We start from the raw sequence: 23,735 nt of genomic DNA, 5'->3' as shown, positions 1-23,735 counted from the left end.
GGCACTGTGAAGTGCTTTTCAAGCACGCGCCCCGAAATCTACATCACGCGGCACTCAGGTGCGTTTCGCGGCATATCAACCGCCTAAGGAGCCTCCAGCGGCTCAATGCCCTCGGGCACATCCTGCGACCAGACTCCACGCACACCTCTGACACCAATCTGCTTTATCAACCCTTTATAGCCATGCCGACTCAAGCCATTTTCAGTTAAGATTTCCCACTTTCGATAGTGAACCGTGAAAATCTCTCGATCCTTGGGAAACGGCACATTCCGAAGAATGCCGCCCAAAATAAAATGTTGCTCTTCTGGCAGTTCGTTCCACTCCAAACCAGCGCGTTGAATCGCCAATGGCAAACTCATCTGATCAAGGTAGGGACGCTTATTTTCCAAGCCCTCAATCGCATCGATCTTTTGGGCTGTGTCCATCCACACCTCCGGAAATGACATATTCGTGTCACTTGTTCGATACGTCTCAGGAAACAAGACGAACCCGGAACTATAATACGGGATCATAGGCTTGCGACGATCGCGCATCAGCATAACACGGTTTTCTGGGACACTCATCCCAAGTCCACCGTAGATTGTTTTCCATGTTTTCTGCGGCGTCCAGTACATTGACGCCGCAACAGAGGCTGACACATGACCAGGTTTCAACAAGTTCTCTACATCATTGTCACGGATAAAGAGGACGTCGGAGTCTATGAAGCCCGAATATTCGGTATCCCTGGGCTCCAAGCATGCAAGTATCTTGTTCCCATGCGGATAAGCAGGGTCAAATCTACCTTCCACTTTAAAAGGGCGAACTTCGCAACGCATCCTGCGCAACGCTTCAATTGACGCGGGATCCAGCTCTGACATCCGATGTTCAGGACAATACCCAACCAACTCAACATTAGCAGGAAAATGATTTCTGACAGAAGCCGCAAGATAACACGCCATGTATTGGTACTTTGGGGGTTCCACTATGAAAAATAGTGTCAAAGACTTAACCATACTGTCGATCCTTATTGGCTCTTTCATGCAATGTGGCATGTGACGATTTTCACTGGCAAGACCGACACAAAACAAGTGTTTGCAGATCGCGACGGATGCAAACCTAGCCTACAATCGCTTTGACGATCAAGCGCTCAGTGTCCATTTGACCGTTAGAAAACTTGTTTTTACTTGAGGCTGCAATGCACATCCAAACTTTAGGAATCGTCGATGCATCTTATTGATCAAAAACGTTAACTTGTCACAAATGCCAGCTTTGCAGCAAATACCTACGAAATGGGACAGCACGTTGGCAATCAGCCCTTTGCGCAATCGAAATAACCTTGTTTTAACTCCACATGAACCAAGATCACGCAAGGCTTGGCAACAAACCATATCCTCAGAAAGTCGCCCCCATTGCACGATCGTCACACTCACAAACGACAATCCCAATGTTTTTAACTCGGGCGTGGGTTGCATTCCAAGTGCTTGTCACAACAGAGCGATTTCCAAAAATTATGCGACAAGCCAATTTGATGCAGCATGGACGATAAGAACGAGTTAAAGTATAGGTCCTACAATCCTTTTTATTAGACTTTGGTCATCGTCAAAAACGTTAGGTAGTGAGCAGTATGGAATTGAATCGTCGCCCGGTGGCCTCTCTTTGGATTGGTGAAAAGCTGCACTATTTGAATCAGCTGTGCCTGAAATCTCATCTCATGAACGGGCATCCCACAATTTTGTATTGTACAGACGACGTGACCAATGCCCCCGAAGGCGTAGAAATTCGTCCTGCGTCTGAAATCATGGACATAAACATGGACGTGGTCGGGCAGACCTCTGCAAGCTTCTTGTCGAACGTATTTCGCTACAAAATGATCCAAAAAACCAATGCGATTTGGATCGATTGCGACGCATTTTGCGAAAAGCCGTTTCCGGATGACATGGAGTACATCTTTGCAGGCCACGGCATGCGAGGCGCGCTGAATTGCGGTGTTGTTGCAATCCCGCAAACCGGTGCATTGATGGACGCATTGCTCGACTATTACGACAACCTTCCGGACTATCCGGAGTGGTGGAACAAGAACCAACGTCGCAAAATGGACAAACAGAACCCTGACTTGCCGTTGCCAGTGCGGATTTATCAAACAGAACGCACAGCGTTTGGCCCTCAGGCGTTTACGCATTTTGCCAAAACAACCGGCAACTTTGAACGCGCAATGGCCCCTGAAGTTCTGTACCCAGTGCCGTTCCAACTGAATGATATTTTCTATGACCCACACGGGCGCGTTGAAGGCTGGTTTACAGAGAATACGCTGTCGGTGCACCTATACACCAACGGCACCAAACCTTGGTGGCGAAAGCACGCTCCACTGCCAAACTCTTACGCCGCGCGCATGTGTGAAAAACTAGAAATCGACCCCAATGAAGCGCTCGGCTAGAAAGACTTGACTGGCCATGGATCTTAAAAAACACGTGAGCCCCCATGGCACTGTCATGGCGGTATCGATGATGAAAGACGAAGCGCCGTTTCTTTTGGAATGGTTCGCTCACCACATGGCCATCGGCTTTACAGATATTCTGGTTTACACCAACGATTGCACTGACGGAACGGACGATATGCTTATTCGTCTGGAAGAGCTCGGGCTTGGATACCATCGCCGCAACGTTATTCCGGAAGGCGTCAAACCGCAGCCATCCGCGTTGAAGTTTGCACAAGCAGAGCCGCTTGTCAGAGAATCTGATTGGCTTATGGTGTTCGATGCCGATGAATTTCTTTGCATCAAACATGGCGATGGATCGCTGGACGGCATGATTACTGACGTGCAAGAGCGCGGGGCCAATGGGATTGTCATTACATGGCGGATCTACGGGTCCGGTAACATTGTGGAATGGTCCCGTGAACCAGTATCCGAACAATATGTCTATGCCGCGCCGCCGCTTTGGAACAAGGGATGGGGCGTCAAGACGCTATTCAAATTTGATCCTGATTATTGGAACCTTGGCATCCACCGCCCCAAAATCAAGAACAAGCACCTTCAAGGCGATTTTCCAGCGACTGTGCAATGGCTGAACGGCTCAGGCGCTCCGATGGAAGACTATTTCAAGTTTCGGGGCTGGCGCTCTATCCGGCGTACTCTTGGCTATAATTGGGCGCAAATGAACCACTACGCGCTTAAGTCTATGGACAGTTATGCCCTGCGCAAAATGCGCGGCAACGTGAACAACAAAAAAGACAAATATAATTCAGATTATTGGGCTCTTCAGGACCGAAACGAAGTGCGTGACGACTGTATTTTGCGCCATGCAGAACGCCGCAAAGCTATCTTCGAAGAATTGCTAAAGGATCCCGTGCTGAACAAATTGCACTTTGCTGCGCTGGAGCGCGTAGAGGCAAGACTGGCCGAGCACAAGAAAACGCAGGCCTATACCGATATGATTGCAGGTTTGGTTGAGGCCAGCAAAGTCCCGATCCACAAGGTTGAAGCAAAACCACCCCAAGCGCGCGACCCCGCCAAAATCGCTGCGATGATGAGCGCTGTCGAAAGAGGCTCTCAAGGTCGCCCTAAAGCGGTTCGACGCAACCCTGTCGCCGCAGGTTGGGATGACGATTTTCTGCCAGCGCCAGTTGCCCTGCAGACAAACTCGGTCGTCGAGGAATTCGAAAACCATGCTGTGAAAATTCCAGCAGATGCGGCGATCTTTGGGCCTGAGGCCTTGGAGCAGATTGCAGCGGGAAAATATGCGCGCAAGCAAATGCGCAGCATTTCGTGGCTGGTTTCACCCCGCGACAAACTGTTGAGTGTCGGCGGCGAAGCAGGCGTTGTGGCTTTGCAGGCGCTCATCATGGTGCCGGGCTTGCAAGCCATGAGCCACACACACCGCGAAGACTTGGCCGAAGTGTCTAGAGCGATCGCAACAAAGAACAACCTGTCAGATGCGAAGGGTCTCAAGGTCACGTCGGGGCCGCTCATCTTTGACGAAGATTCTGATGAAGAAGCAAACGGCATGCAGGCTTTGATACGTGATTTTCATCCGACAGTCCTAAGACTTTGCAACGCCGCGATCACCCCCGATCGCCTTGCTGGCTTAAACCTTGGCGGGTTGAAACGGATCATTTTGCCCGAAATGCTGACAGAAGATTTATCAATCTACGACGCGGCTCTTGAGGCCCAAGGGTTTACACTAAATGCCGATTGGGAGGCCAAGGGTCTGCGTGTGTTTGAAAAAGCGAACGCCGCCGCGCCCGCTCAAGAAATCTAGCCAACTCAATCTAGGCACTTATGTTCCGAAGTGTTCTTGGCGAGGCGCCCGCTTCAGCCATTTTGACTCCAGCATTGCTCTGTTTTGTTTGAAAACGCGTTGTCGGCCATAAAGCGCTGTTGCGCGATCTTCTCAGCGCCAATTGCGAGCGGTATTGGCGTTGCTTTGGCCGTGCTTGTTGGGGACGTGCATATTGTTTGTCTCTTGAATAATTGCTTCACTTACCGTTACATCACGTTAGGTTTGTGCATCTATAAATATGGAGTGAGCGACAACGGATTTGGTCACAATCTAGATCTGGCTCAGCGGCAATTTTGATATGGATGATACTGAAAAATCCCCACCATTTGGCACAATTATTCGCGCGAAAAATGGCGATGTTCTAGGGTACGACAGCACCGGTCTTTTGATGGTATTGTCGGATTCAGTGATCGAGAATATCGCCGAACGATTGCCTGAAAAAGGTTCGGCATCCACCGATTGGATTGACCCGCGCATTCTGGGCAATGTTGATGCTTGGGATATCCGCCGAAGCGGTGAGTGGTTGCTGTTTCACGCCAACCTTGAGGGGCAGCAAGGTATTCGACAGTTTCGGCGTCTTGAGCACCCCAAAGATGCTGACAGTGCGCCCAGTATTTTTGCAGATGGCGCTGGGCCGCTTTTGGGAGTTTTGAGCTTAGGCGGGCCGCGCAGGGCCACGACATTTGAAACCAAACTCAAGTTTCCTTGGCACGTCCTTGCACCCGCCGACGAAATTGGAGCTGCTGGTTACGCTGGAACCGAAACTGCTGCGGTGGAAAGTACGTTGCAGCGCGTCCCTGAAATGACGCGAGATACAGCCCTTTCCGATGCCATCGTGGCGCGTCAACATCGGGCGCATGAGGCGCTATCCCTGCTGGTCACACGCACAGAAACCGATTCTTCCTCAAGCATCAGTGATTTTGTGTCTGGGGCTGCATATGAAAATTTCTTGACGGCAATTAAGTCATTGAAGGCGGCAGCTGATCGCCTAAACCGCCCCGCAGCGCTCTATGCAATTGGGTTAGATTTTGCGCTCGAAGACGTTTGGAGTGATCCAAGCACCTATCAGTACGGCATTTTCGCGCTTGTCGCTCAGATCACCGCTGACATTGCTAAATTGAACATGCGTTGCCCGCCCATTTTGGCGCATTTCGACTGCGGAACACATCATATCAGTGATCACCCGATCTTACGGGCGCAAACAGAATTGGCATGGCAAGGCGCCACACATGGGCTTTGCTACACAGCGCCAAGCTATATGTTCAAACAAGACCGTTTCGGCCGCCCCGACAGTGCCTCATTGGCAAACATGGCTGAAATCGATGCCTGTGCTTTGGAAGCGCTCCACGATGACAAAGAGTGGCTTTGTCCCACCTTCTTGTTGGCAGAGCGCGAGGCGAACGACTGTCAAATTCGCGTGCGTGCGCGCGCGTTGTCAGACCTTGTGATTGATAAAAACGACCCTTTTGGGTCAGGGGCCTGCTGTGGCTTCAGCTTGAGCGGCGCTGATAATGCGCCAGAACTCGTTGATGTATCCGTCTGTGCAGACGATCCACAGGATATCATTTTGACCTTCGACAAGGCCCCAACGGGATCTGCTTTAGAAGTGCTCTACGCCTTTGGGCAAGACCTAGAGCGCGCAGACGTCGACTTCCCTTCAGCTTGCGGATCGGTACGCGACACATGGGCCTTTGAAACAGAACAAAACGTAGTGTTGCACCGCTGGGCTATGCCTGCCGCAATACCGGTTTGGTAGGGTAGAGAAATGTTGAACCTAGATTTTTCAGTGCCTGACGCGTTGCTTCTGCCAAAGAGGGTAACCGATTTACGGGAACATCTGTCCAAGGCAAATGCTCATTGGTTTACAATGTCGCCTGAATGGGTCGACGCGGATGACAGTTCCCCAAATAGCATTTCCACTTTGCGGAGCTGCATAACCGCAGCGCATGCAGAGCGTACGATCCCACACGCCGATTCACCCTTTGAGAATTACAAAACAGCGAATGCACGGCTTGAATTTCGCGCGGGACAGCACTGCGGGTACACCTTGCCAGGGCCCGCAGACACAATTCAGGACTGGTCCTATGCCATCCGGTTTCAGGCACATTCAGGAGAAGCGCTCACACTTTTGACCCTGAATTTCAGTGACTCAAACAACTACGCTTTCTTACAGCACGTCGGCGGCGCAATGACGTTTCAAGATCGCAAGGGCGCGCTCAATGTGTCCACCCCATTCAAAAGCACCGAAGACTGTCTTGTGGTTGCTGGGCAATCTGATGGTCGGTTTTGGTTGCGGGTGAACAATGAAACAGTTGTATCGGAAACCCAAGCCACACCTGATCTGGCGGGCCCATCCCATCTGTTTATCGGTTGCCGCAGCCAGCGTGCCGGCCTGAAGAAAAAGCTGGGAACCTTTGAGCTGACAGATGTGATTTTTTGGCCCGACCGAAATGTCCTCAAGGCAGATCATGAAATGACAGTGCAGGCGCTTGATCTGCTCGGGTTGCGAGGATAGCGAACGTGACATTTACGCGAGACGAAATATCAAACGACAATATTTGTATCATTTGGATCGATGATATGATTGATGTTTTTACTTGGCGTGAGACGTTTGGCCTTACAATTCAAACCCCGAATATTGACCGTCTGACAGGCCATGGCGTTCGGTTTTCGAATGCCTACGCGACAATTCCACTGTGCGCGCCGTGTCGGGCTGAACTCGCCACAGGATTGTCGCCGTTCAGAACTGGACTGGTGGATCTGAACCGCATTTGGCGAGAAATGCTACCGCCAACGTCAGGGTGGCAGCTTGATCTGCGTCGCGCAGGATTTAAGACCTTTCAGACTGGCAAAGTCGACGGCAAATACAGACCCATGTCCGAAGAATACAAACGCATTCTTTTTCACGAGGAAAGGGAATGCCGTGACCGTGGAAAACGCACAAAAGTGAAAGATTACCTCGGGCGTGGCCCCGGGATTTGCGGTGTGAACCACCCGAATGACGATGGCAGCCAAGACCAAAAGTTCTACGACTATGAAGTAGCAGAAAACGCGATTCAATATCTGAAAACAGCGGACCCAAAGCGGCGACACCTCATGCAGCTTGGGTTCAAGCATCCGCATTACAAACTCGATTCACCGGATCGATTTTATCAGATGTACGATCCCGCGAAAATCGAATGGCCCAGCATTGCTGCGCCAGAGGACTTCTACGGCCCTCAGCCAGGCTTCGCGGTGTATGAAGCGGCCTATATCGCCAACGGAAATTGGACGCCTGAGCGCGCAGGCGATGAAGGATGGCGCCAAGTGGTGCGGGCGTACTTTGCAGCGATAAGCCATGTCGATCATGAAATTGGGCGGTTTTTGGACGCTTTAGAAGCCTCTGGAATGGGCCAAAACACCACCGTGGTGCTGCTGTCGGACAATGGCTTCAACCTTGGCAATCACGACAGTTTCCACAAGATGAGCCAATGGGACAGTGCTGCACACATCCCGCTGGCGATGTGGAACGCTCGGATGACTGAGCCTCAGGTGATCGACACGCCTGTTTCATTGCACAACTTGCCAAAGACAATATTTGATCTGGCTGGCATCCCGCCGCGTTTTCATTGGACGTCTGGCCAAAGCTTGCTCCCACTTATCAACAGTGAATTCGGCGAGTTTGACTGCACAAAGTCACCCATCACGTCAGTGTTCGGCACCTTGTCGGTCCGTCCGTCTGTCGAGGGTCTGTCCCAGTACAGGTACTTTCGTTATCCAAACGGCGAAGAACACGTCTATGACTTGGTCGCAGACCCCGGCGAGACCACAAACATCGTCGAGACCGCGCCTCTCGACAGATTGAGACAAGAGCTCGTGGATGGCGCGCTCAACTTGGGCTTGGACCTGCGTGGTTTTGAAAACCCAGCCGATGGCGTGAATGCGATGATGGCCGTTGACGGCACTGTCGTTCTTGAGGGCGGCGCAGGCGACAATGATTATTGGGCATACGGCGACGATGTAGAACGCATCAAAGAAGATAAGTACGGCGGCAATGATACCCTGTGGTACATGGGCGGCCCTAATGACTATGTGGTGCACATGCCCGCAAACGTTGAAAAGATCCGCATCGGCACAGTGGTTGCCCTGCCTGAGGCTGAATCAGGAACCGACAGGGATTCACTGCCTCGGCGTACGATCCACGTCGTCGGGCACCCTGACTCCCCTATGCATTTCGAAACCTCTGAGCGTGTATCCGTGGACGTCAAAGGTTCGCTTGGCGACGATGTTATGATCGGCGCAAAATTCACCTCCGCGACATTCTATGGCGGGGCCGGAAATGACACGTTGATCGCGTTACGTGAAAACAAAACTCGGAACAGGTTTTACGGCGGCGCTGGAAACGACACGCTGATTGGCGGATCGGGGAAAGACATTCTGGACGGCGGATCTGGAAACGACGTGATCATCGGGAACAGAAATCACAACCTGCTCATCGGGGGCACGGGGAATGACACAATTTCGGACGGGCTAGATGGGTCCGAGATTCACACAGGGCCAGGTCACAACACCGTTGTGTCCGAGGGCGGAGACGACAAAATATACATCGGCTCCGGTGACAACCAGATCACGACCGGTGACGGCGACGTTCGCTTCATCGTCACCTACGGCGGCGTCACCCATCTGAATACGTGGAAAGATGGGTATGTTTTGGATCTTTCCGATTGGCCCAAATACCCTGACATTCAAATGACAAACGACGGTGCAAGACTGTCCCTCGGCCTGTCATTCATTGTGATCCATGGCGCAAAAGATCTAAAGCAGCTGAAAGCGGCGATCGTGCACTCTTCATTACCCTCAAAAGGATGACCCTTGGCCAGAGAGGCTTATTCAGCCGCCAAAGGTAAGCTCTGCGCATCCAGATCGATAATGCCGCGCGCGACGCGATCAAGCGCTTGTTTGACGTCCTTAAAAGCGTCATTCGGCGCTAGAGTTTTTTCATCCATGTACAAAGATCGGTCGATTTCGATTTGAACACAGTGTTGGTTGAACGCTGGCCGCCCATAATGCTGTGCAATAAACGCGCCTGCAAAGGGCACATTTCGGATCACGTCAAAGCCTTCTGCGCGAAACGCCGCCTCGATTCCATCCACGAAAACGCGATGCGCCGAAGCACCATGCCGATCACCAATGACAATTTGCGGTCGCGCGCCACTGGCAGTGCGCACATGTTTAAGAGCTTCGCGAGGCATCGAATGACAATCCACCAGCAGCGCCTGCCCGAACTCTGCCTTGGTTTCCTGCAATAGCGCGTTGAGCTCCGCGTGATAAGGCTGCCAGACCTCTGCAATTCGCTGATCAGCCTCCGCGCGTGTCAGTTTGCCGCTGTAAATGGCGCGCCCATTGGCCACCACCCGTGGAATCACTCCAAGTCCAGACAGCACACGCGCATTGAGCGTGCGATTCGCAACCGTCTCGATCAGCGCAGGGTCCAGCTCGTCGGTCTGACGATTGAGATCGACCCAAGCTCTGGGATAAATCGCGTTCAAAAACGCCGCGCCGTGACTGACGGAATTTTCAAACAACTGGTCCACATAGGCATCTTCGGACGATCTAAGGGTCTCAGGGCTCAAAACAGAGCGCTCAACCATCTCCGTAGGATACTTGCGACCACTATGAGGCGACGCAAAGACAACGCATGACGTCCGCTTTTTAGGCCGACGGAGCCGATAAGGAAGTGTGCTCATCTCGTTGTCCTTTCACTGAAAACTATAGGTTTTAATTTTACTTCTCAAAAGCCCTTGATCAATGGTTCGACTCCTTTTATACGCGCTCGGACTGACGTGGGAAATGCCCATGTCTTGTTCATGGATGCCAATCGGCCGAAATGATCAAGGCGTGACACTCCCGTGGACGATATGGGTGTATAGCTCAGTGGTAGAGCACTTCGTTGACATCGAAGGGGTCACAAGTTCGAACCTTGTTATACCCACCATCGTTCCGTTAGAATGGTTTTAACAGGCGCACGCAGGCGCCGCGAAAAGGAGACTGGACATGAAAGTTCGCAACTCACTCCGCTCGCTGAAAAGCCGGCACCGCGATTGTCGCATCGTGCGCCGTAAAGGCCGCGTTTATGTGATCAACAAAACGCAGCCGCGCTTCAAAGCTCGTCAGGGCTAAGCTTCAGCAGCTTACTAAATTAAAAGAGCCGCTCAGGAAACTGAGCGGTTCTTTTTTGTCTTCAGGTATGAATACGACGGGCGTGTCCCCCGTTCTAAATGGCGGCTCTCTTGCGCACCTGTGCCAACCACAGATGCATCGCCGCACCGCACCCGAACATGAACACAGCAAAGGCAATAAGCCCCGAGATGCCGAACATATTGGTCAGCAAGATCAACAACGGGGTGCCGATCATGTTTCCTGCGTTGCCGCACTGCGCCAACGCCCCGTTCGCAAGCGCTTGATCTTGCGGCGTGATGTTCAAAACTGGAATAGATGAAAAACTGCCAGACTGGACCAACCCCATAGCAGCCAACATCGCCACACCTGCGACATCTATCGGCATCCCCAGCGCAATGGAAAGCGCGCAGGCCAAAGACAAGCCAAACCCCGTAATGACCACAGGAATCGACGTATATCGTCTGATCAACGCGATCCCCAATGTCATTGAAACGACCAAAGCCGACAAGGGCAAAACCCCCACCAAAAGGTCGCGGCGCTCTGGCGCAAAAAAGTCAGGCATGACGGTCACCAGCGCGACAAATCCCGCGGCATAGAAAAACCAACCCGCTGCAGGCGCTGCGATCCGAGGGGATGAATATGCTGTGACGTGGCGAGCCATGATGGTGCGCAATGTCAGCGGCTCCGGCGAGCGCGGTATAATATTACTTGGCAACAATGCCCAAACAGCGATAGCGATCACAGCAAGTGCCGCACTGTGGAGTTGAAACAATGCCGCCTCGCCAAACCGATCAACAAGCGGCGCGCCACCCCACGCGAAGACCGCAAAGGACACTGCAAACACAGTGCTCCACCCCGCCAGTGTCGCTGAGCGATGACGCGTTTCAGTGATTTGGCCCAAAACCGTTGGTGCGGCGACAACGATAATCAGATGCGATATGCCCTCAAAGGCACGGCTGATCAAAAACGGCGCGAAACTTGGAACTGTGCTTTGATACAAGGACAAAGCCGCCCCGAGGCATAGCGCCGCGATCAATGGCTTTCGCGCGCCAACACGCGCCACAAAAGCCCCCGCGAACAACCCACACAGCAATCCCACAGCTGAAATCAAGGAAACCAAAAACCCCAGCGTTGATCCGTGTGACGCAAAAATCTCGCGAAAATAGGGAAAAGTCACAGATATTTTGGCGAACTGACCGGCGGCCAAGACGCCGCTGAGCCACAAAACTGTGACCAAAACAAAAGGGGTGCGCGTGACTGTTTTCATATCACGGTGATGCCCTGCACATTCGCCGTTGGCAACGTCGATTAATGCAAGTGACTTGCACAGGTGCAATGAAAGCTGCGCGCGCTTAAGACTTGGGCGTCAAGGGCAACACACCCGCTGCAGGTGCTGAGGCCGTGTCAGCCGCCAGTTCTTCAAAATCGAAATGATCCAAACGGTGCGCGCGCTTTCCTGCCTTGTCGGCCGAAATTTTGATATCTTCGATATCTTTCGCAGCCTGACCAAAGTGACGATCCAGATTGCCGACACGCGTGCCAAGCCGATCCACATCGCCCGCCAAAAGCGCCAGTTCCTTGCGAATAGACCCCGCTTGCTCGCGCATGCGTGCGTCCTTCAGAATCGCCCGCATCGTGTGCAGCGTCGCCATGCAGGTGGTCGGCGAAACGATCCAAACGCGCTTATCAAATCCTTCACGCACAAGCTCAGGGAAGTTGGCGTGCAGCTCTGCGTAAACCGCTTCTGATGGCAAAAACATCAGAGCACCACCGGCAGTTTCACCTTCAATGATGTATTTCGCTGAAATGTCATTGATGTGTTTTTTCACCGCCGTGCGCATCATCTTCGCCGCTTCATTCACTTCCCATTGGGTGTCGGCGCGGCGCAATGCTTCATAGGCTTCCAACGGGAACTTGCTATCGACCACAATCGATCCGGGTGGATTCGGCAAGTGAATCAAACAGTCCGCGCGCTTGCCATTCGACAGCGTCGCTTGCAGCGTATAACTGTCTTTCGGCAGAGCTTTCCCAACGATATCATTGAGTTGGATCTCGCCAAACGCGCCACGTGTTTGCTTATTCGACAAGATATCTTGCAGCGACAGTACATTGCCCGACAGCTTTTCGATGTTGGCCTGCGCCTTATCAATCGTCTGCAGTCGTTCCTGCAATTCGCCCAAAGAATGCGCCGTGCGTCGCGCGGAGCCTTGCAGATTTTCTGTCATCGAAACCGTGACATCCGCCAGTCGTTTTTCCATCAATTGCAGCATATTGGCTTGCGCGGCTGCTTGGGCCTCGGACACATGAGACAACCCGCCAGCCAGCTGGTTTTGCCCATCAGACAGCGATTGCACACGGTGCCCCAGCTGGCTCATTTGATTGGCAAGGGGCAGCGCCAAACGGGCCGCCTCACCCGACCTGCGCAGCACTGCAAACAGCATGACGATCATCAAAATCAATACAGCGCCACCAATGCAGGCGGCGATCACCAACGGATCAGAAAAGTCGAGTGTCATAGATCCATTTTCCATTATGTGCGGCCAAACAAGCGTTCGATGTCAGACAATTTCAATTCCACATAGGTCGGGCGCCCATGGTTGCATTGACCCGAATGCGGTGTGCTTTCCATCTCACGCAACAGCGCATTCATTTCTTCGCCACGCATCCAACGACCAGAGCGAATGGAGCCATGGCAGGCCACACGCGATAGCACAGCTTCGATACGCGCCTGAACCGTTTGACTGTCGCCCAAATCAGCCAACTCATCCAAAATATCGGTGATCATCGCCGTTGCATCAACGCGGCCTAAAATGGCAGGCGTTTCGCGCACAGCAATCGCACCTCCGCCAAAGGCCTCGATCACCAAGCCAAGCTTGGCCAAGTCATCCGCCAGATCCAACAGCATCTGCGCGTCATTTGCACCAAGTTCGATCACTTCTGGGATCAACAGCGCCTGCGATGCAACGCCGTTTTCCGCCATCAGATTTTTCAGCTTTTCGTAAACAAGCCGCTCATGTGCTGCATGCTGATCAACGATCACAATGCCCGTCTCAGTCTGCGCAATGATGTAATTCTCATGCACCTGCGCGCGCGCCGCACCAAGAGGCAAAGCTTCCGCGCTTGGCGATGGCGCAACGTCTTCCACCCGCGCAGACGGCGCGGACATTTCGGAAAAGCCCTGCATTTCAGACCGCTCAGGCGCTTGCCAGTTATAGCTGTTTTGCACGGTGTCCGTTGCGTGCCGTGGTGTTGATGTGTACCCACCCGAAAATCTGCGATCCATTTGATACACGCGCGGTGCATCTGCCTCTTGCGGCGCTTGCCCTTCGGCCCGCGGCGCCTCGGGGCGCATGGCTCCCAACGTGGCTTGCGCCACGGTCGTCGACGCGCGGTGCCCAGCAGCCGCCAAGGCCGTACGCAAACCCGTCACAATCAAACTGCGCGCCTCAGCAGGTTCACGAAACCGGACTTCAGACTTGGCAGGATGAACGTTCACATCCACACGGTGCGGATCAACATCGATAAACAGACAAGCGGCAGGGTGACGATCCCGGCTGAGATAGTCAAAATAAGCCGCCCGCAAGGCGCCGTACAACAACTTGTCGCGCACAGGGCGCCCATTCACGAACAGAAACTGCTGCACAGACGAGCCGCGCGAATAGGTCGGCAGTGCTGCGTACCCTGTCAGGTGCAGACCCTCGCGTTCTGCATCAATCGCCAAGGCGTTTTCCGCGAAATCTTTGCCAAGCACCCGCGCCAAGCGCCCGTGCAAAGCGTCAAACATGTCGCCAGTTTGCGGATCAGCACGGAATGTGACGCGCCCCTCTCCGCCACCAGACACATCGCGCAGGGTGAAACCAACGAAGGGTTCGGCCATTGCGAGGCGCTTGATCACGTCAGAAATCGCTTGGGCTTCGGCGCGATCTGTGCGCAAAAACTTGAGGCGTGCGGGTGTCGCGAAAAACAAGTCACGCAGCTCAACCACGGTGCCTTTGGTTAACGCGGCAGGTTTGATCGGATCAACACGACCACCAGACACAGACAGGCTTACGCCGTCGTGCCCTTCGGCGCGCGATGTGATTCTCAGCCGTCCCACAGCGCCCAAAGAGGGCAAAGCCTCCCCGCGAAAACCAAATGTGTGAATGTCCAAAAGGTCTGACCCGTCAATCTTGGATGTCGCATGGCGTGACAGGGCCAACGGCAGATCGTCAGCGGTCATGCCGCACCCATCATCGGTAACGCGGATCAGCGTTTTACCACCATCGGCATAGTCCACGGTGATGCGATGCGCACCAGCATCTATGGCGTTTTCAACCAATTCTTTGACAGCCGATGCAGGGCGTTCAACCACCTCGCCAGCCGCAATTCGATTGATCACGCCTTCGTCCAGTTGACGAATGACGGGGCGCGGCGTCTCAGCGCCAGAATGGCTTATATTGAGGTCAGAAGAGTTCATGCCACTAGAAATAGCACAGACTCTTCCGATTCGACCATGTTCAAATCATTCAGATTTTAGGTCTTCTGGTTGCCCGACCACCACGAAGGTAAGGTCCTGTGGTTTATACAAATCGCGCACGACGCGGTTGATGTCGTCCAAGGTCACGGCCTCGACCAAGGCGTTGCGAAGCAAGATGTAGTCGCGATCCAGTCCCACCATTTGCATCCCGACGAGAATACTGGCGATCGGTCCGTTCCCATCAAACCGGAGCGCATAGGCGCCAGTCAGATAGGTTTTTGCCACCTCAAGCTCTTCACTTGTGATGCCCTCAGCAACGAATTTGCGCCATTCTTCTTTCACGACATCAATGGCTTCGGCCGCAACAGCATTACTTGAGGAAAACTGACCCAAGACCACTTCGGAGTGGTCGAAAGGCACAAGGTAGGAGCCGATTCCATAAGTTAACCCGCGCTTTTCGCGTACCTCGTGCATCAGTCGCGATTCACGACGCCCGCCAAGGATTTCATTGGCAATATAGGCGGCTACAAAATCCGGATCATCGCGCTTGATACCTGAGTGACCGAACATCACAACGGATTGCGGTGACTCAAACGGCACAACTGTGATGCCGCCGTGAAGTTTCGGCTCCACCCGCTTTGCAGGCTCAGGGCCGGATTGTGGGAGATCGCTGAGCAAACCGTCCAAAAGCGCGGACAGCTCAGTGGGCGTGATATCCCCAACAGCGGCGACGAAAACCTGATCTTTGACGAGGGTACGATTTCGGGCCGCAAACATATCATCGCTGGTCAGTCCTGCCACAGACTCAGGCGTACCATTTGCCGAACTTCCATAGGGGTGATCCCCGAATGCCTGTGCGTTTAACGTTGCTGAAGCGATGTCATTTGGCGACTTGGCATCAGAATCGATAATCGACAGCACCTGCCCCCGCACGCGATCAATCGCGCTTTGATCAAACCGCGGCTCCATAATTGCGGTGCGCAAAAGCGCCACGGCTTCATCGCGGTTTTCGGTCAAAAAGCGCGCCGAGATTGTGACCGTGTCAGAATAGGCATCAAAGCTAAAATCCGCAGCAAGACTGTCACGCGCCTTTGCGAACTCTTGCGCATCAAGATCCGCCGCGCCTTCTTCCAGCGTGGCCATCATCAAATTAACTTCACCACGCTTTCCAGTGCGATCCAGCGATGTCCCACCCCGAAAGCGCAGCTCTAGCGCTGTGAACGGGATCGAATGCTCTTCCACAAGCCACGCTTCAATCCCGCTTTCGGTTTTCACCTCTTGTACATCGATTTGAGCCAAGGCGGGCATCGACAACATAGCTACAGTCATGAAAGCGCCGGTGAGACTTAAAATGAACGACTTCATTGTGTGCCCTCCATTGGTGCGGTTTCTGGCATCAAATGCCCTGTCACCGCGTTGGATTTAGCAAAAACGCTACGTGCAGCGGCCATAACATCTTCGGGCGTGACAGCAGCAAGGACATCCGGCCACGCCTCGATATCCTCAATCGACAGGCCAATGGCCAAATTGGCGCCGACTTCTCGCGCAAGGCCTTCGATATTGTCTTGCTTGTAAATGAGCGACGCGCGCAATTGCGTTTTGAGCCTTTCGAACTGCTCCATATCAACACCTTCGGCCAAAAAGCGCGCTATTGTTGCGTCTAAGGCCGCTTCTGCATCATCCAGAGATACGCCTGGTACAGGCACGATGACCAAGCCAAATGTTGCAAGATCAAGCGAGGCGCCTCCATATGACGTAGAAACATAAATTGCTTTGGGATCTTCAAACATCAAAGCCTGCCCCAAATAGGACGTCGCCCCATCACCCCCCAGCAGATTGGCCAAAATCGTCAAAGCGGCTGCATCAGACTGATCACCAGAATTGCGCTCTGGTGCGATATAGGAGCGCGTCACATAGGGTTGCGAAACACGCGGATCGCGCATCGCCATGCGCCGTTCTGCGCGCTGTGGTGGTTCTGTCGGGCGCACGCGATCTTGCAAACCGATTGTTGGCGCAATTGGACCATAATAGGTTTCCGCCAACTGCCGCACATCGTCAGGATAAACATCGCCTGCCACCACCAAAATAGCGTTGTTAGGTGCGTAATACTGGCGATAAAACGCAAACGCATCATCGCGGTTGAGCTGTTCGATTTCGTGTCGCCAGCCAATCACGGGAATGCCGTAAGGATGGTTTAAGAACTGGGCTGCGCGCATTTGCTCACGAAACAACGCGCTTGGATCACTATCCGTGCGCTGGTTGCGCTCCGCAAGAACCACGTCGCGCTCGGTCGCAACATCCCCTTCGGTCATTTGCAAACCACGCATACGGTCCGCTTCCATTTTCATCATCAAGGGCAGGCGATCCGCAGCGACTCGTTGGTAGTAGGCCGTGTAATCCCAACTTGTGAACGCATTATCAGACCCGCCGTTGCGTGTGACAGTCTCAGACAGCTCGCCATTTTCCATTTTATCCGTGCCCTTGAACATCAAATGCTCAAGAAAATGCGCGATCCCGCTTTTGCCTGGAGCTTCGTCCGCGGCGCCGACCTTGTACCAAACAGTGTGGACCACGACGGGCGCGCGGTGGTCTTCAAGAACCACCACTTCCATACCGTTATCGAGTTCGAAGCTTGAAATGTTGCTCGCAAATGCTGGCAATGCAAAACCAACGAATAGAGCACTGAGAAGAAATTTCATGTGGTCACCTTACGACAATTTCAGCGCTATAGTTGCTGCACTCTTGGACGAGGGCAAGCGCTCATGACGGTTAAGTGAACAGTGTTTAGCGCAATGGTGGGTACGACGGAACTTGCACGCCAAGGTCACGCAAACGTGCAGCCTCTACCCAAGGGTCAAGTGCAAATCTGCGGTACGCGCGCTCGTATTTATTTTTCACCCATGGGAATGAAGGCGTTGCCGATTTTCGCTTAAGAAATCGTGTGTCCGCCAAAGACAGCTCTGCACGGATCGCAGGATCAACACCATAGCGCGACGCATAGGTTACAATACCACCATCAATTCCGGATGCGGGAACTCGGCCACCTAACGCGATAATTGCGTCTGCGTTGGGTGTTGCATCGGTTAGATTGGTTCCACCCAACGTTGGTGCCGGCAAGACCGAGAAATCATCAGGGGATTCCAAAGGTTTCGCAGGTGTGATGGAGAATTCATCAGGTCCAGCGCTTATTGCGGAAGGCGTAAGGGGCGTTTTAGACGCACATGCGGATAGTGCGACCAAAGCCAGTGAGCAGATCACCATTTTAATGCCAATTACGCGCAACATATGCTTCCTCCGACAGACGTTCAAATATCTCTACCGCAAGCGCGCAGTAAGGTCACGCGCGCTTTTTCGTCTCACCTGTAAACAAGATAAGCCCAAACGCGCCAATGAAAATAGCAATATCCGCCACGTTAAATGAATATGGGTTCGCAAAGCCGCAACAGGACATGTTCAAAAAGTCGGCGACCGCGCCGTATAGAATACGATCAAGCCCATTCCCAAGCGCGCCACCCACTAGAAAACCCGCACTGATCAGGCCAATGCGGTCAAAGTTTTCACGCTGCGCCCAAATGAGAACCCATACGGAAATCGCGACCGCCAGAGCAACCCATCCCCAACGCAGCATGCCAGCATGTTCCGAAAATAAACCAAAATTAATCCCCGTATTCCACGCCATGCGGAACACAAGAAATGGCGGGAAAACATCCATTTCCCCGATAGTGCGCAAATTGAGCAGGTGCACCACGACCCACTTTGAAAGCTGGTCGATCACAAAGATAACGAAAGCCGTCAGGACCGTGGTGCGCATGCTCAATTCCTAGTTTGTTAGTGACGGAAGTGACGCATGCCGGTGAAGACCATGGCAAGACCAGCCTCATCTGCTGCATCAATCACTTCTTGGTCGCGCATAGAGCCACCCGGTTGGATCACGCAAGACGCACCAGCCGCAGCGGCTTCAAGCAAGCCATCTGCAAATGGGAAGAACGCGTCAGACGCCACGGCTGAGCCGATAGACAAAGGCTGCTCCAGCCCCATCGCGTCCGCCATACGTTTGGATTTCGCGGCCGCAATCAAGGCTGAATCAAGGCGTGACATCTGCCCAGCACCGACACCAACCGTGGCTTGGTCTTTTACGTACACAATTGCGTTGGATTTGACGTGTTTCGCAACCTTCCAAGCAAAGAGCATGTCTTTGAGTTGCTCTTTGGTTGGCGCGACCTTGGTCACAACTTTAAGGTCATCAAGGCTGATGAAGCCCGCGTCTTTGTTTTGCACCAGCAAACCACCAGCGACTTGGCGCACAGTGTGAGAGGCTTCCAAAACATTTGGCAGACCATCTGTGGTCAGCAAACGCAGGTTCTTCTTCTTCGCGAAAATCGCTTTCGCCTCATCCGATGCACCAGGTGCGATCACAACTTCGGTAAAGATCTCAACGATGGCTTCAGCCGTTTCAGCGTCCAGTTCTTTGTTCAAAGCAACGATGCCACCGAACGCAGATGTGCGGTCACAATCGAATGCGTTTTTGTAGGCCTCAAGCAGTGTTTCACCTTTGGCAACGCCACATGGGTTCGCGTGCTTGATGATCGCAACAGCAGGTGTTTCGGCAGGATCAAATTCTGCCACCAACTCAAACGCCGCATCGGTGTCGTTGATGTTGTTGTAAGACAGTTCTTTACCTTGGTGCTGGGTCGCAGTTGCCACGCCAGGACGGTTTGACCCATCTGTGTAGAACGCCGCAGATTGGTGCGGGTTTTCACCGTAACGCAAAGTTTGCTTGATTGTGCCAGCAAAAGCACGACGACGCGGAGCCGCTTCGCCAATAGCCTCAGCCATCCAGTTGGACACGGCCGCATCATAGGCGCCAGTGCGCGCATATGCGATTTGCGCCAGTTTCTGGCGGAAAGCGTAAGATGTCTGACCATCGTTGGCTTCCAATTCAGCCAGCAACGCGTCGTAATCTTCAACATCCACAACAGTCGTCACGAACCCGTGGTTCTTCGCAGAAGCGCGGATCATCGCAGGACCGCCGATGTCGATGTTTTCAATCATCTCGTCGTAGTCTGCACCACGCGCCAACGCGGCCTCGAATGGGTAGAGGTTTACAACCAACAAATCGATGCCGCCGATGTCGTGCTCATCCATGGCTTTGACGTGATCGTCGTTGTCGCGCAGCGCCAAAAGGCCACCGTGCACTTTTGGGTGCAGTGTTTTCACACGGCCGTCCATCATCTCAGGAAAGCCGGTTACGTCGGCCACATCTTTAACCTCAAGACCAGCATCGCGCAGCGTCTTGGCGGATCCGCCAGTGGACAACAGCTCCACTCCACGCGCAGCCAGTGCTTTGCCAAGGTCAACAAGACCCGTTTTGTCAGAAACAGAAAGAAGCGCGCGGCGCACCGGATAAAGATCAGTCATCAAGAGGTCCCCAGAGTGGCAGTCATTCGGGTGATCCAGCAAGCCAGATCACAGTTCAGATCAGGTCAAAATATCTTCGTCTCGTTCAAGATCTCGCAAAGCAGACGGCGTACCCCGCGCCTTGGCAAGACTCCAACGGACGCGCGTCGCATAATCCATTGCGGCGGCAGATAGAACCACTTGTTTGCATCCACGCGGCTTTAATCGGTCTTTTTCGAGATAAACTGAGCTTTCCACGCTCAATTTCGCCGATCCGTCGTGCTCAAAGACCCAAACTTCACCAGATTTGAGCAAAATGGCGACCGTGCCGTCCTCCACGTTATGCTCGACAGCCACGTCTGGATGCAGGTGAAACCGAATGCGAAACGGTACGCCCTGACGTGTCACTTTATCCGTCATCAAATCAAACTGTGCTTCGTCCGCACTTGTAATGGTCGCAAGCGTATCTTCGCCAACTATGCCCCGCCCGTCTGTGCTCAAGTCGATCTTGCGAATGTGGGTTAGGCCGTGTGTCGGGGTATATCCATTGTGTGCCGCGACAAACCCAATGACCGCTTCAGACGTGTGTGTTTCCAACCGCACGCTTTGTGGCACATCGATCAAGAACTCTCGGACACGGCCCCCGATCAATTGCCGTGTGCCCAAGCGCGATGACGAAAAGCCTTCAATGGCAAGTGTGGAATGAGATGGCGTGGCTCGCCCAGCGCGCCGCCAATCATCCCCAAAGTTCGTACCAGCACCGCAATTCACGATCAAAGGTCGCCGCCCAGACGTGAGCTCAAACGCCAGTGTCGAGGCATGCGCATCAATGGAATGTTCGCCAGTGACAGGTGGCGCGACATCAGTGATCACCGACGTGCGGCCCGCAGAAAGACGCACAAAACCCATGTGAGGCTCCGCCGAAGGTCGCTGCGTGTTGCCGGAACTGGCCAGTGCGTAATCAAGCCGCCCTTCCAATCCGCGTCCGCCACCATGAAACCGCGCAAGACTGCCGTCAGAGTGCCTGAGCGTGCGCAACACTGGCGCGATTCTATCGATTGTCTGGACAAGCGCCGCATCCGCCATCAGGCCCGCATCGGACAATGCACCAGCCGTCCACGTAAGAAGCGTAAAGATCTCCAACAGCTCTTCTGGGTTGCGCGACGGAACGGCACCAGTGTCATCGATATGCGCAGAGCATGCACGGGCCAACGCGTGAACAGCCGGTTCAACATGACGCTGCATGCCATGCAAGGACAGTGATGCGTAAATCAGACCTGCCAAGGCCTCAAACCGCGGCAATCCCGTGGGCACCGTGTGCCATCTGCGAGACAAAAACAGGGTTTGTTGCGCAAGCGATGTATAAAATGCATTCGCAACAGCCTCAGGCTGCTCAGACAGACAGAATGATGAGTGGTTGATCCAGCGTGTCAGTCGCCGGCCTGTCAAATCTGGCCGCCACCCCCGTCCAGAACCACGCCCATAGCGCTCAAGCCAAAGCAATATCCAGTCCTGCGCATGACCTCGGGCGATATCATCGCCCACCGCCGCCAAATCATCGAGCCACGCAAAGCCTTGAAGCTCGTCCACGAAATCGTCGGTGACGTCGTTCAAGTCCCAAATCGCGACGGATTGCGCCTCGATCAACTGGCCCGCGAAAAGAAAGTTGCCAGCGTTGAGCTGCCGCCCTTTGGCGTATGATCCAATTGATTTCGGCTCAGGCTGAGACACAAATGCGGTCGTCACCGACGCGCGCGCTGCGCGCCACGCATGAAACCTGTTCATGCGGCGGGTCATTTTTGCGCGCCAATTTCCGGTTTGCGACATGATCTGCCTGCCTCACCCTGCATTGCTCAAGGCTTATGTGCTCTGCATTATGAATACAGGCTACAACAGATTCTGTCATTGAAGATTTGTCAGAGGTCTAGGACTGGCGGAAAACCGTAACAAAGAACCCGTCCATACCGCCTTGCTCTGCCCAAAAATCAGGACGCGTGCGCAGCCCCTCTGGACCAATCCAGTCAGCGTCCACACCGGCAATTTTCAACGCATCCAAATCAACGCGCAAATTGGGGTGACGTTCCAATGCATCTCGAACTTGCTCTTCGCCTTCATCGATCAACAAAGAACAGGTGCAATACACCAAACGACCATCGGGCTTCAAAAGGGTCAAAGCCCGATCAATCATGTGCTCTTGCAACTCAAACAGGCCCGGAAAGTCAGACCCGTCTTTGGAGTAGGGCAAATCTGGGTGGCGTCGAATCGTGCCCGTAGCCGTACAAGGCGCATCCAACAAAATCGCGTCAAACGCTTCGCTTTCAAATTCAAGCGCGTCTTGCACCACAGGAATCGCAGGCAAATAGCAGCGCTGAAGATTCTCTACCAACCGTTTCATACGGCTTTCGGACACATCCAAAGACGTCACTTCCGCACCAGCAGCCGACATTTGCAGGGTTTTACCACCGGGTGCGGCGCACATATCCAGCACGCGTTCTCCTTTTTGCGCGTTCAAAATACGCGCGGGCAAAGCGGCTGCAGCATCTTGAACCCACCAATCGCCCTCTTCAAATCCGTGAAGTTTTGTCACCTGAGCGCCATCTGGCACCCGCACAGACCCCGTAGGCAAAAGCGTCGCGTTCAAGTTTTGCGCAGTTTTTGCGGCATCCGCTTTAGACGTAACATCCAATGGCGCGCCCTTGGCATGGGCTGCTTCGATCGCTGAAACCACTTCTTTGCCGTAATCCGCCAGCAATGGCTTGCGCAGCCATTTGGGCATCATCGGCACAGGCAAGCTGTCCCATTTCGCGGCATCATCAGTGACTTTTCGCAAAACGGCGTTTACCAAACCCTTGAAATGGCTTGATTTTGCGCGCTCCTGCATCAATGACACATAAGAATTTACCACACCATGCGATGCTTCACTCGCACCACAAATTTCATAAACACCTAGGCGCAGCGCATTCATCACATGTGGCGCTGGGCGTTTGGACAGGTGCGGCCCCAACATGCGGTCACTGCGATCCATCGCGCGCAACGCCTCAGTCACCAAACGTTGCGCGCGCGCGCGTTCGCTTGGATCTAGACGCTCGGTCTTTGAGGGCAAAACTTCGGACAGCAGCCGTTTTTCAACGGTCACGGCATCAAGAAGCGCGAGGGCAGCACGGCGCGCATCAAGGCCCGCGTCTTTTGGAGATCTTGTTTTCATGGCTTTGCCTCGTATATCACTCTCATGAACCGAACAAGGATTTCCCGATGACCGACGAAACGTCAAAGCCGCAAACGCGTGATATTAGCCACCTTCCAGCAGCCGCCCAGCGCGCGCTCGCCGAAGCAGAAGAGCGCCGCGCAGCACAGGAAGCCAAACTTGCCGCGATGCCGCTTGAACTTGGCGGCCGTGAAGGCCCAGAGCCCGTGCGCTTTGGTGATTATGAGAAAAAGGGAATCGCTGTCGATTTCTAAGCGGTCGC

19 protein-coding genes and 1 tRNA gene are annotated in these 23,735 nt (G+C 53.6%); 8 read left to right on the top strand and 12 right to left on the bottom strand.

Features of this window, described 5'->3' with window-relative positions; genetic code table 11:
• Positions 1-83: 83 nt before the first annotated feature.
• Entirely contained in the window at positions 84-992 is a 909-nt protein-coding gene (locus ABF287_RS12900) for a hypothetical protein (RefSeq protein ID WP_347185409.1), read from the bottom strand.
• Positions 993-1,603: 611 nt separating this feature from the next.
• On the opposite strand from ABF287_RS12900, the gene ABF287_RS12895 reads away from it, so the two are divergent.
• From ABF287_RS12895 to ABF287_RS12875, 5 genes are all read left to right on the top strand, one after another.
• Positions 1,604-2,413, top strand: coding sequence for a hypothetical protein (locus tag ABF287_RS12895; protein WP_347185408.1), 810 nt, complete (start codon positions 1,604-1,606; stop codon positions 2,411-2,413).
• 16 nt (positions 2,414-2,429) lie between these two features.
• A complete protein-coding gene (locus ABF287_RS12890) occupies positions 2,430-4,235 on the top strand; it encodes a glycosyltransferase family 2 protein (RefSeq protein ID WP_347185407.1) in 1,806 nt (601 codons plus the stop codon).
• A gap of 319 nt (positions 4,236-4,554) precedes the next feature.
• Positions 4,555-6,012, top strand: a complete 1,458-nt coding sequence (locus tag ABF287_RS12885) for a hypothetical protein (protein ID WP_347185406.1) — start codon at positions 4,555-4,557, stop codon at positions 6,010-6,012.
• Positions 6,013-6,021: 9 nt separating this feature from the next.
• The gene (locus ABF287_RS12880) at positions 6,022-6,771 is read left to right on the top strand and encodes a hypothetical protein (RefSeq protein WP_347185405.1); all 750 of its coding nucleotides are present in this window, start codon (positions 6,022-6,024) and stop codon (positions 6,769-6,771) included.
• A 65-nt stretch (positions 6,772-6,836) separates the two neighbouring features.
• The gene (locus ABF287_RS12875) at positions 6,837-9,104 is read left to right on the top strand and encodes a sulfatase-like hydrolase/transferase (protein ID WP_347185404.1); all 2,268 of its coding nucleotides are present in this window, start codon (positions 6,837-6,839) and stop codon (positions 9,102-9,104) included.
• A gap of 17 nt (positions 9,105-9,121) precedes the next feature.
• On the opposite strand, the gene ABF287_RS12870 is transcribed toward ABF287_RS12875, so the two are convergent.
• Complete coding sequence (locus ABF287_RS12870; protein WP_347185403.1) at positions 9,122-9,982, bottom strand: N-formylglutamate amidohydrolase; 861 nt, start codon at positions 9,980-9,982, stop codon at positions 9,122-9,124.
• Between the two features lie 173 nt (positions 9,983-10,155).
• Between ABF287_RS12870 and ABF287_RS12865 the strand changes: the two genes are divergently transcribed.
• Both ABF287_RS12865 and ykgO read left to right on the top strand, forming a co-directional pair.
• Positions 10,156-10,230, top strand: a tRNA-Val gene (locus ABF287_RS12865).
• A gap of 59 nt (positions 10,231-10,289) precedes the next feature.
• Complete coding sequence (ykgO, locus tag ABF287_RS12860; protein ID WP_085850311.1) at positions 10,290-10,415, top strand: type B 50S ribosomal protein L36; 126 nt, start codon at positions 10,290-10,292, stop codon at positions 10,413-10,415.
• 94 nt (positions 10,416-10,509) lie between these two features.
• On the opposite strand, the gene ABF287_RS12855 is transcribed toward ykgO, so the two are convergent.
• From ABF287_RS12855 to ABF287_RS12810, 10 genes are all read right to left on the bottom strand, one after another.
• Entirely contained in the window at positions 10,510-11,682 is a 1,173-nt protein-coding gene (locus ABF287_RS12855) for an MFS transporter (protein WP_347185402.1), read from the bottom strand.
• Between the two features lie 85 nt (positions 11,683-11,767).
• Complete coding sequence (rmuC, locus tag ABF287_RS12850; RefSeq protein ID WP_347185401.1) at positions 11,768-12,931, bottom strand: DNA recombination protein RmuC; 1,164 nt, start codon at positions 12,929-12,931, stop codon at positions 11,768-11,770.
• 14 nt (positions 12,932-12,945) lie between these two features.
• Positions 12,946-14,871: a DNA mismatch repair endonuclease MutL gene (gene mutL, locus ABF287_RS12845; RefSeq protein ID WP_347185400.1), complete on the bottom strand. Its 1,926-nt coding sequence runs from the start codon at positions 14,869-14,871 to the stop codon at positions 12,946-12,948.
• 45 nt (positions 14,872-14,916) lie between these two features.
• Complete coding sequence (locus ABF287_RS12840; RefSeq protein WP_347185399.1) at positions 14,917-16,236, bottom strand: pitrilysin family protein; 1,320 nt, start codon at positions 16,234-16,236, stop codon at positions 14,917-14,919.
• Positions 16,233-17,570 (bottom strand): pitrilysin family protein, encoded by a 1,338-nt coding sequence (locus tag ABF287_RS12835; RefSeq protein WP_347185398.1) that lies wholly within the window; start codon positions 17,568-17,570, stop codon positions 16,233-16,235. The genes ABF287_RS12840 and ABF287_RS12835 overlap by 4 nt, the downstream gene beginning before the upstream one ends.
• 85 nt (positions 17,571-17,655) lie before the next feature.
• Entirely contained in the window at positions 17,656-18,156 is a 501-nt protein-coding gene (locus ABF287_RS12830) for a DUF3035 domain-containing protein (RefSeq protein ID WP_347185397.1), read from the bottom strand.
• A gap of 52 nt (positions 18,157-18,208) precedes the next feature.
• Positions 18,209-18,682, bottom strand: a complete 474-nt coding sequence (lspA, locus tag ABF287_RS12825) for a signal peptidase II (RefSeq protein WP_347185396.1) — start codon at positions 18,680-18,682, stop codon at positions 18,209-18,211.
• A 17-nt stretch (positions 18,683-18,699) separates the two neighbouring features.
• Complete coding sequence (purH, locus tag ABF287_RS12820) at positions 18,700-20,289, bottom strand: bifunctional phosphoribosylaminoimidazolecarboxamide formyltransferase/IMP cyclohydrolase (protein WP_347185395.1); 1,590 nt, start codon at positions 20,287-20,289, stop codon at positions 18,700-18,702.
• Between the two features lie 60 nt (positions 20,290-20,349).
• Positions 20,350-22,095: a heparinase II/III family protein gene (locus ABF287_RS12815; protein ID WP_347185394.1), complete on the bottom strand. Its 1,746-nt coding sequence runs from the start codon at positions 22,093-22,095 to the stop codon at positions 20,350-20,352.
• A gap of 97 nt (positions 22,096-22,192) precedes the next feature.
• Positions 22,193-23,473: an RsmB/NOP family class I SAM-dependent RNA methyltransferase gene (locus tag ABF287_RS12810; protein WP_347185393.1), complete on the bottom strand. Its 1,281-nt coding sequence runs from the start codon at positions 23,471-23,473 to the stop codon at positions 22,193-22,195.
• A gap of 47 nt (positions 23,474-23,520) precedes the next feature.
• Between ABF287_RS12810 and ABF287_RS12805 the strand changes: the two genes are divergently transcribed.
• Complete coding sequence (locus ABF287_RS12805) at positions 23,521-23,727, top strand: DUF1674 domain-containing protein (RefSeq protein WP_347185392.1); 207 nt, start codon at positions 23,521-23,523, stop codon at positions 23,725-23,727.
• The last annotated feature ends 8 nt before the right edge of the window (positions 23,728-23,735 follow it).

Source organism: Pacificibacter sp. (assembly GCF_039769035.1).
Lineage (GTDB): Bacteria > Pseudomonadota > Alphaproteobacteria > Rhodobacterales > Rhodobacteraceae > Celeribacter.
The sequence above is the reverse complement of the archived record's forward strand: the minus strand, read 5'-3'. Positions and strand labels throughout refer to the sequence as shown.

What these genes read in the sequence shown, in the direction of transcription:
- ABF287_RS12900 (WP_347185409.1), bottom strand. Translation starts at nt 992, where the DNA reads ATGGTTAAGTCTTTGACACTATTTTTCATAGTGGAACCCCCAAAGTAC.
- ABF287_RS12895 (WP_347185408.1), top strand. Translation starts at nt 1,604, where the DNA reads ATGGAATTGAATCGTCGCCCGGTGGCCTCTCTTTGGATTGGTGAAAAG.
- ABF287_RS12890 (WP_347185407.1), top strand. Translation starts at nt 2,430, where the DNA reads ATGGATCTTAAAAAACACGTGAGCCCCCATGGCACTGTCATGGCGGTA.
- ABF287_RS12885 (WP_347185406.1), top strand. Translation starts at nt 4,555, where the DNA reads ATGGATGATACTGAAAAATCCCCACCATTTGGCACAATTATTCGCGCG.
- ABF287_RS12880 (WP_347185405.1), top strand. Translation starts at nt 6,022, where the DNA reads ATGTTGAACCTAGATTTTTCAGTGCCTGACGCGTTGCTTCTGCCAAAG.
- ABF287_RS12875 (WP_347185404.1), top strand. Translation starts at nt 6,837, where the DNA reads ATGATTGATGTTTTTACTTGGCGTGAGACGTTTGGCCTTACAATTCAA.
- ABF287_RS12870 (WP_347185403.1), bottom strand. Translation starts at nt 9,982, where the DNA reads ATGAGCACACTTCCTTATCGGCTCCGTCGGCCTAAAAAGCGGACGTCA.
- ykgO (WP_085850311.1), top strand. Translation starts at nt 10,290, where the DNA reads ATGAAAGTTCGCAACTCACTCCGCTCGCTGAAAAGCCGGCACCGCGAT.
- ABF287_RS12855 (WP_347185402.1), bottom strand. Translation starts at nt 11,682, where the DNA reads ATGAAAACAGTCACGCGCACCCCTTTTGTTTTGGTCACAGTTTTGTGG.
- rmuC (WP_347185401.1), bottom strand. Translation starts at nt 12,931, where the DNA reads ATGACACTCGACTTTTCTGATCCGTTGGTGATCGCCGCCTGCATTGGT.
- mutL (WP_347185400.1), bottom strand. Translation starts at nt 14,871, where the DNA reads ATGAACTCTTCTGACCTCAATATAAGCCATTCTGGCGCTGAGACGCCG.
- ABF287_RS12840 (WP_347185399.1), bottom strand. Translation starts at nt 16,236, where the DNA reads ATGAAGTCGTTCATTTTAAGTCTCACCGGCGCTTTCATGACTGTAGCT.
- ABF287_RS12835 (WP_347185398.1), bottom strand. Translation starts at nt 17,570, where the DNA reads ATGAAATTTCTTCTCAGTGCTCTATTCGTTGGTTTTGCATTGCCAGCA.
- ABF287_RS12830 (WP_347185397.1), bottom strand. Translation starts at nt 18,156, where the DNA reads ATGTTGCGCGTAATTGGCATTAAAATGGTGATCTGCTCACTGGCTTTG.
- lspA (WP_347185396.1), bottom strand. Translation starts at nt 18,682, where the DNA reads ATGCGCACCACGGTCCTGACGGCTTTCGTTATCTTTGTGATCGACCAG.
- purH (WP_347185395.1), bottom strand. Translation starts at nt 20,289, where the DNA reads ATGACTGATCTTTATCCGGTGCGCCGCGCGCTTCTTTCTGTTTCTGAC.
- ABF287_RS12815 (WP_347185394.1), bottom strand. Translation starts at nt 22,095, where the DNA reads ATGTCGCAAACCGGAAATTGGCGCGCAAAAATGACCCGCCGCATGAAC.
- ABF287_RS12810 (WP_347185393.1), bottom strand. Translation starts at nt 23,473, where the DNA reads ATGAAAACAAGATCTCCAAAAGACGCGGGCCTTGATGCGCGCCGTGCT.
- ABF287_RS12805 (WP_347185392.1), top strand. Translation starts at nt 23,521, where the DNA reads ATGACCGACGAAACGTCAAAGCCGCAAACGCGTGATATTAGCCACCTT.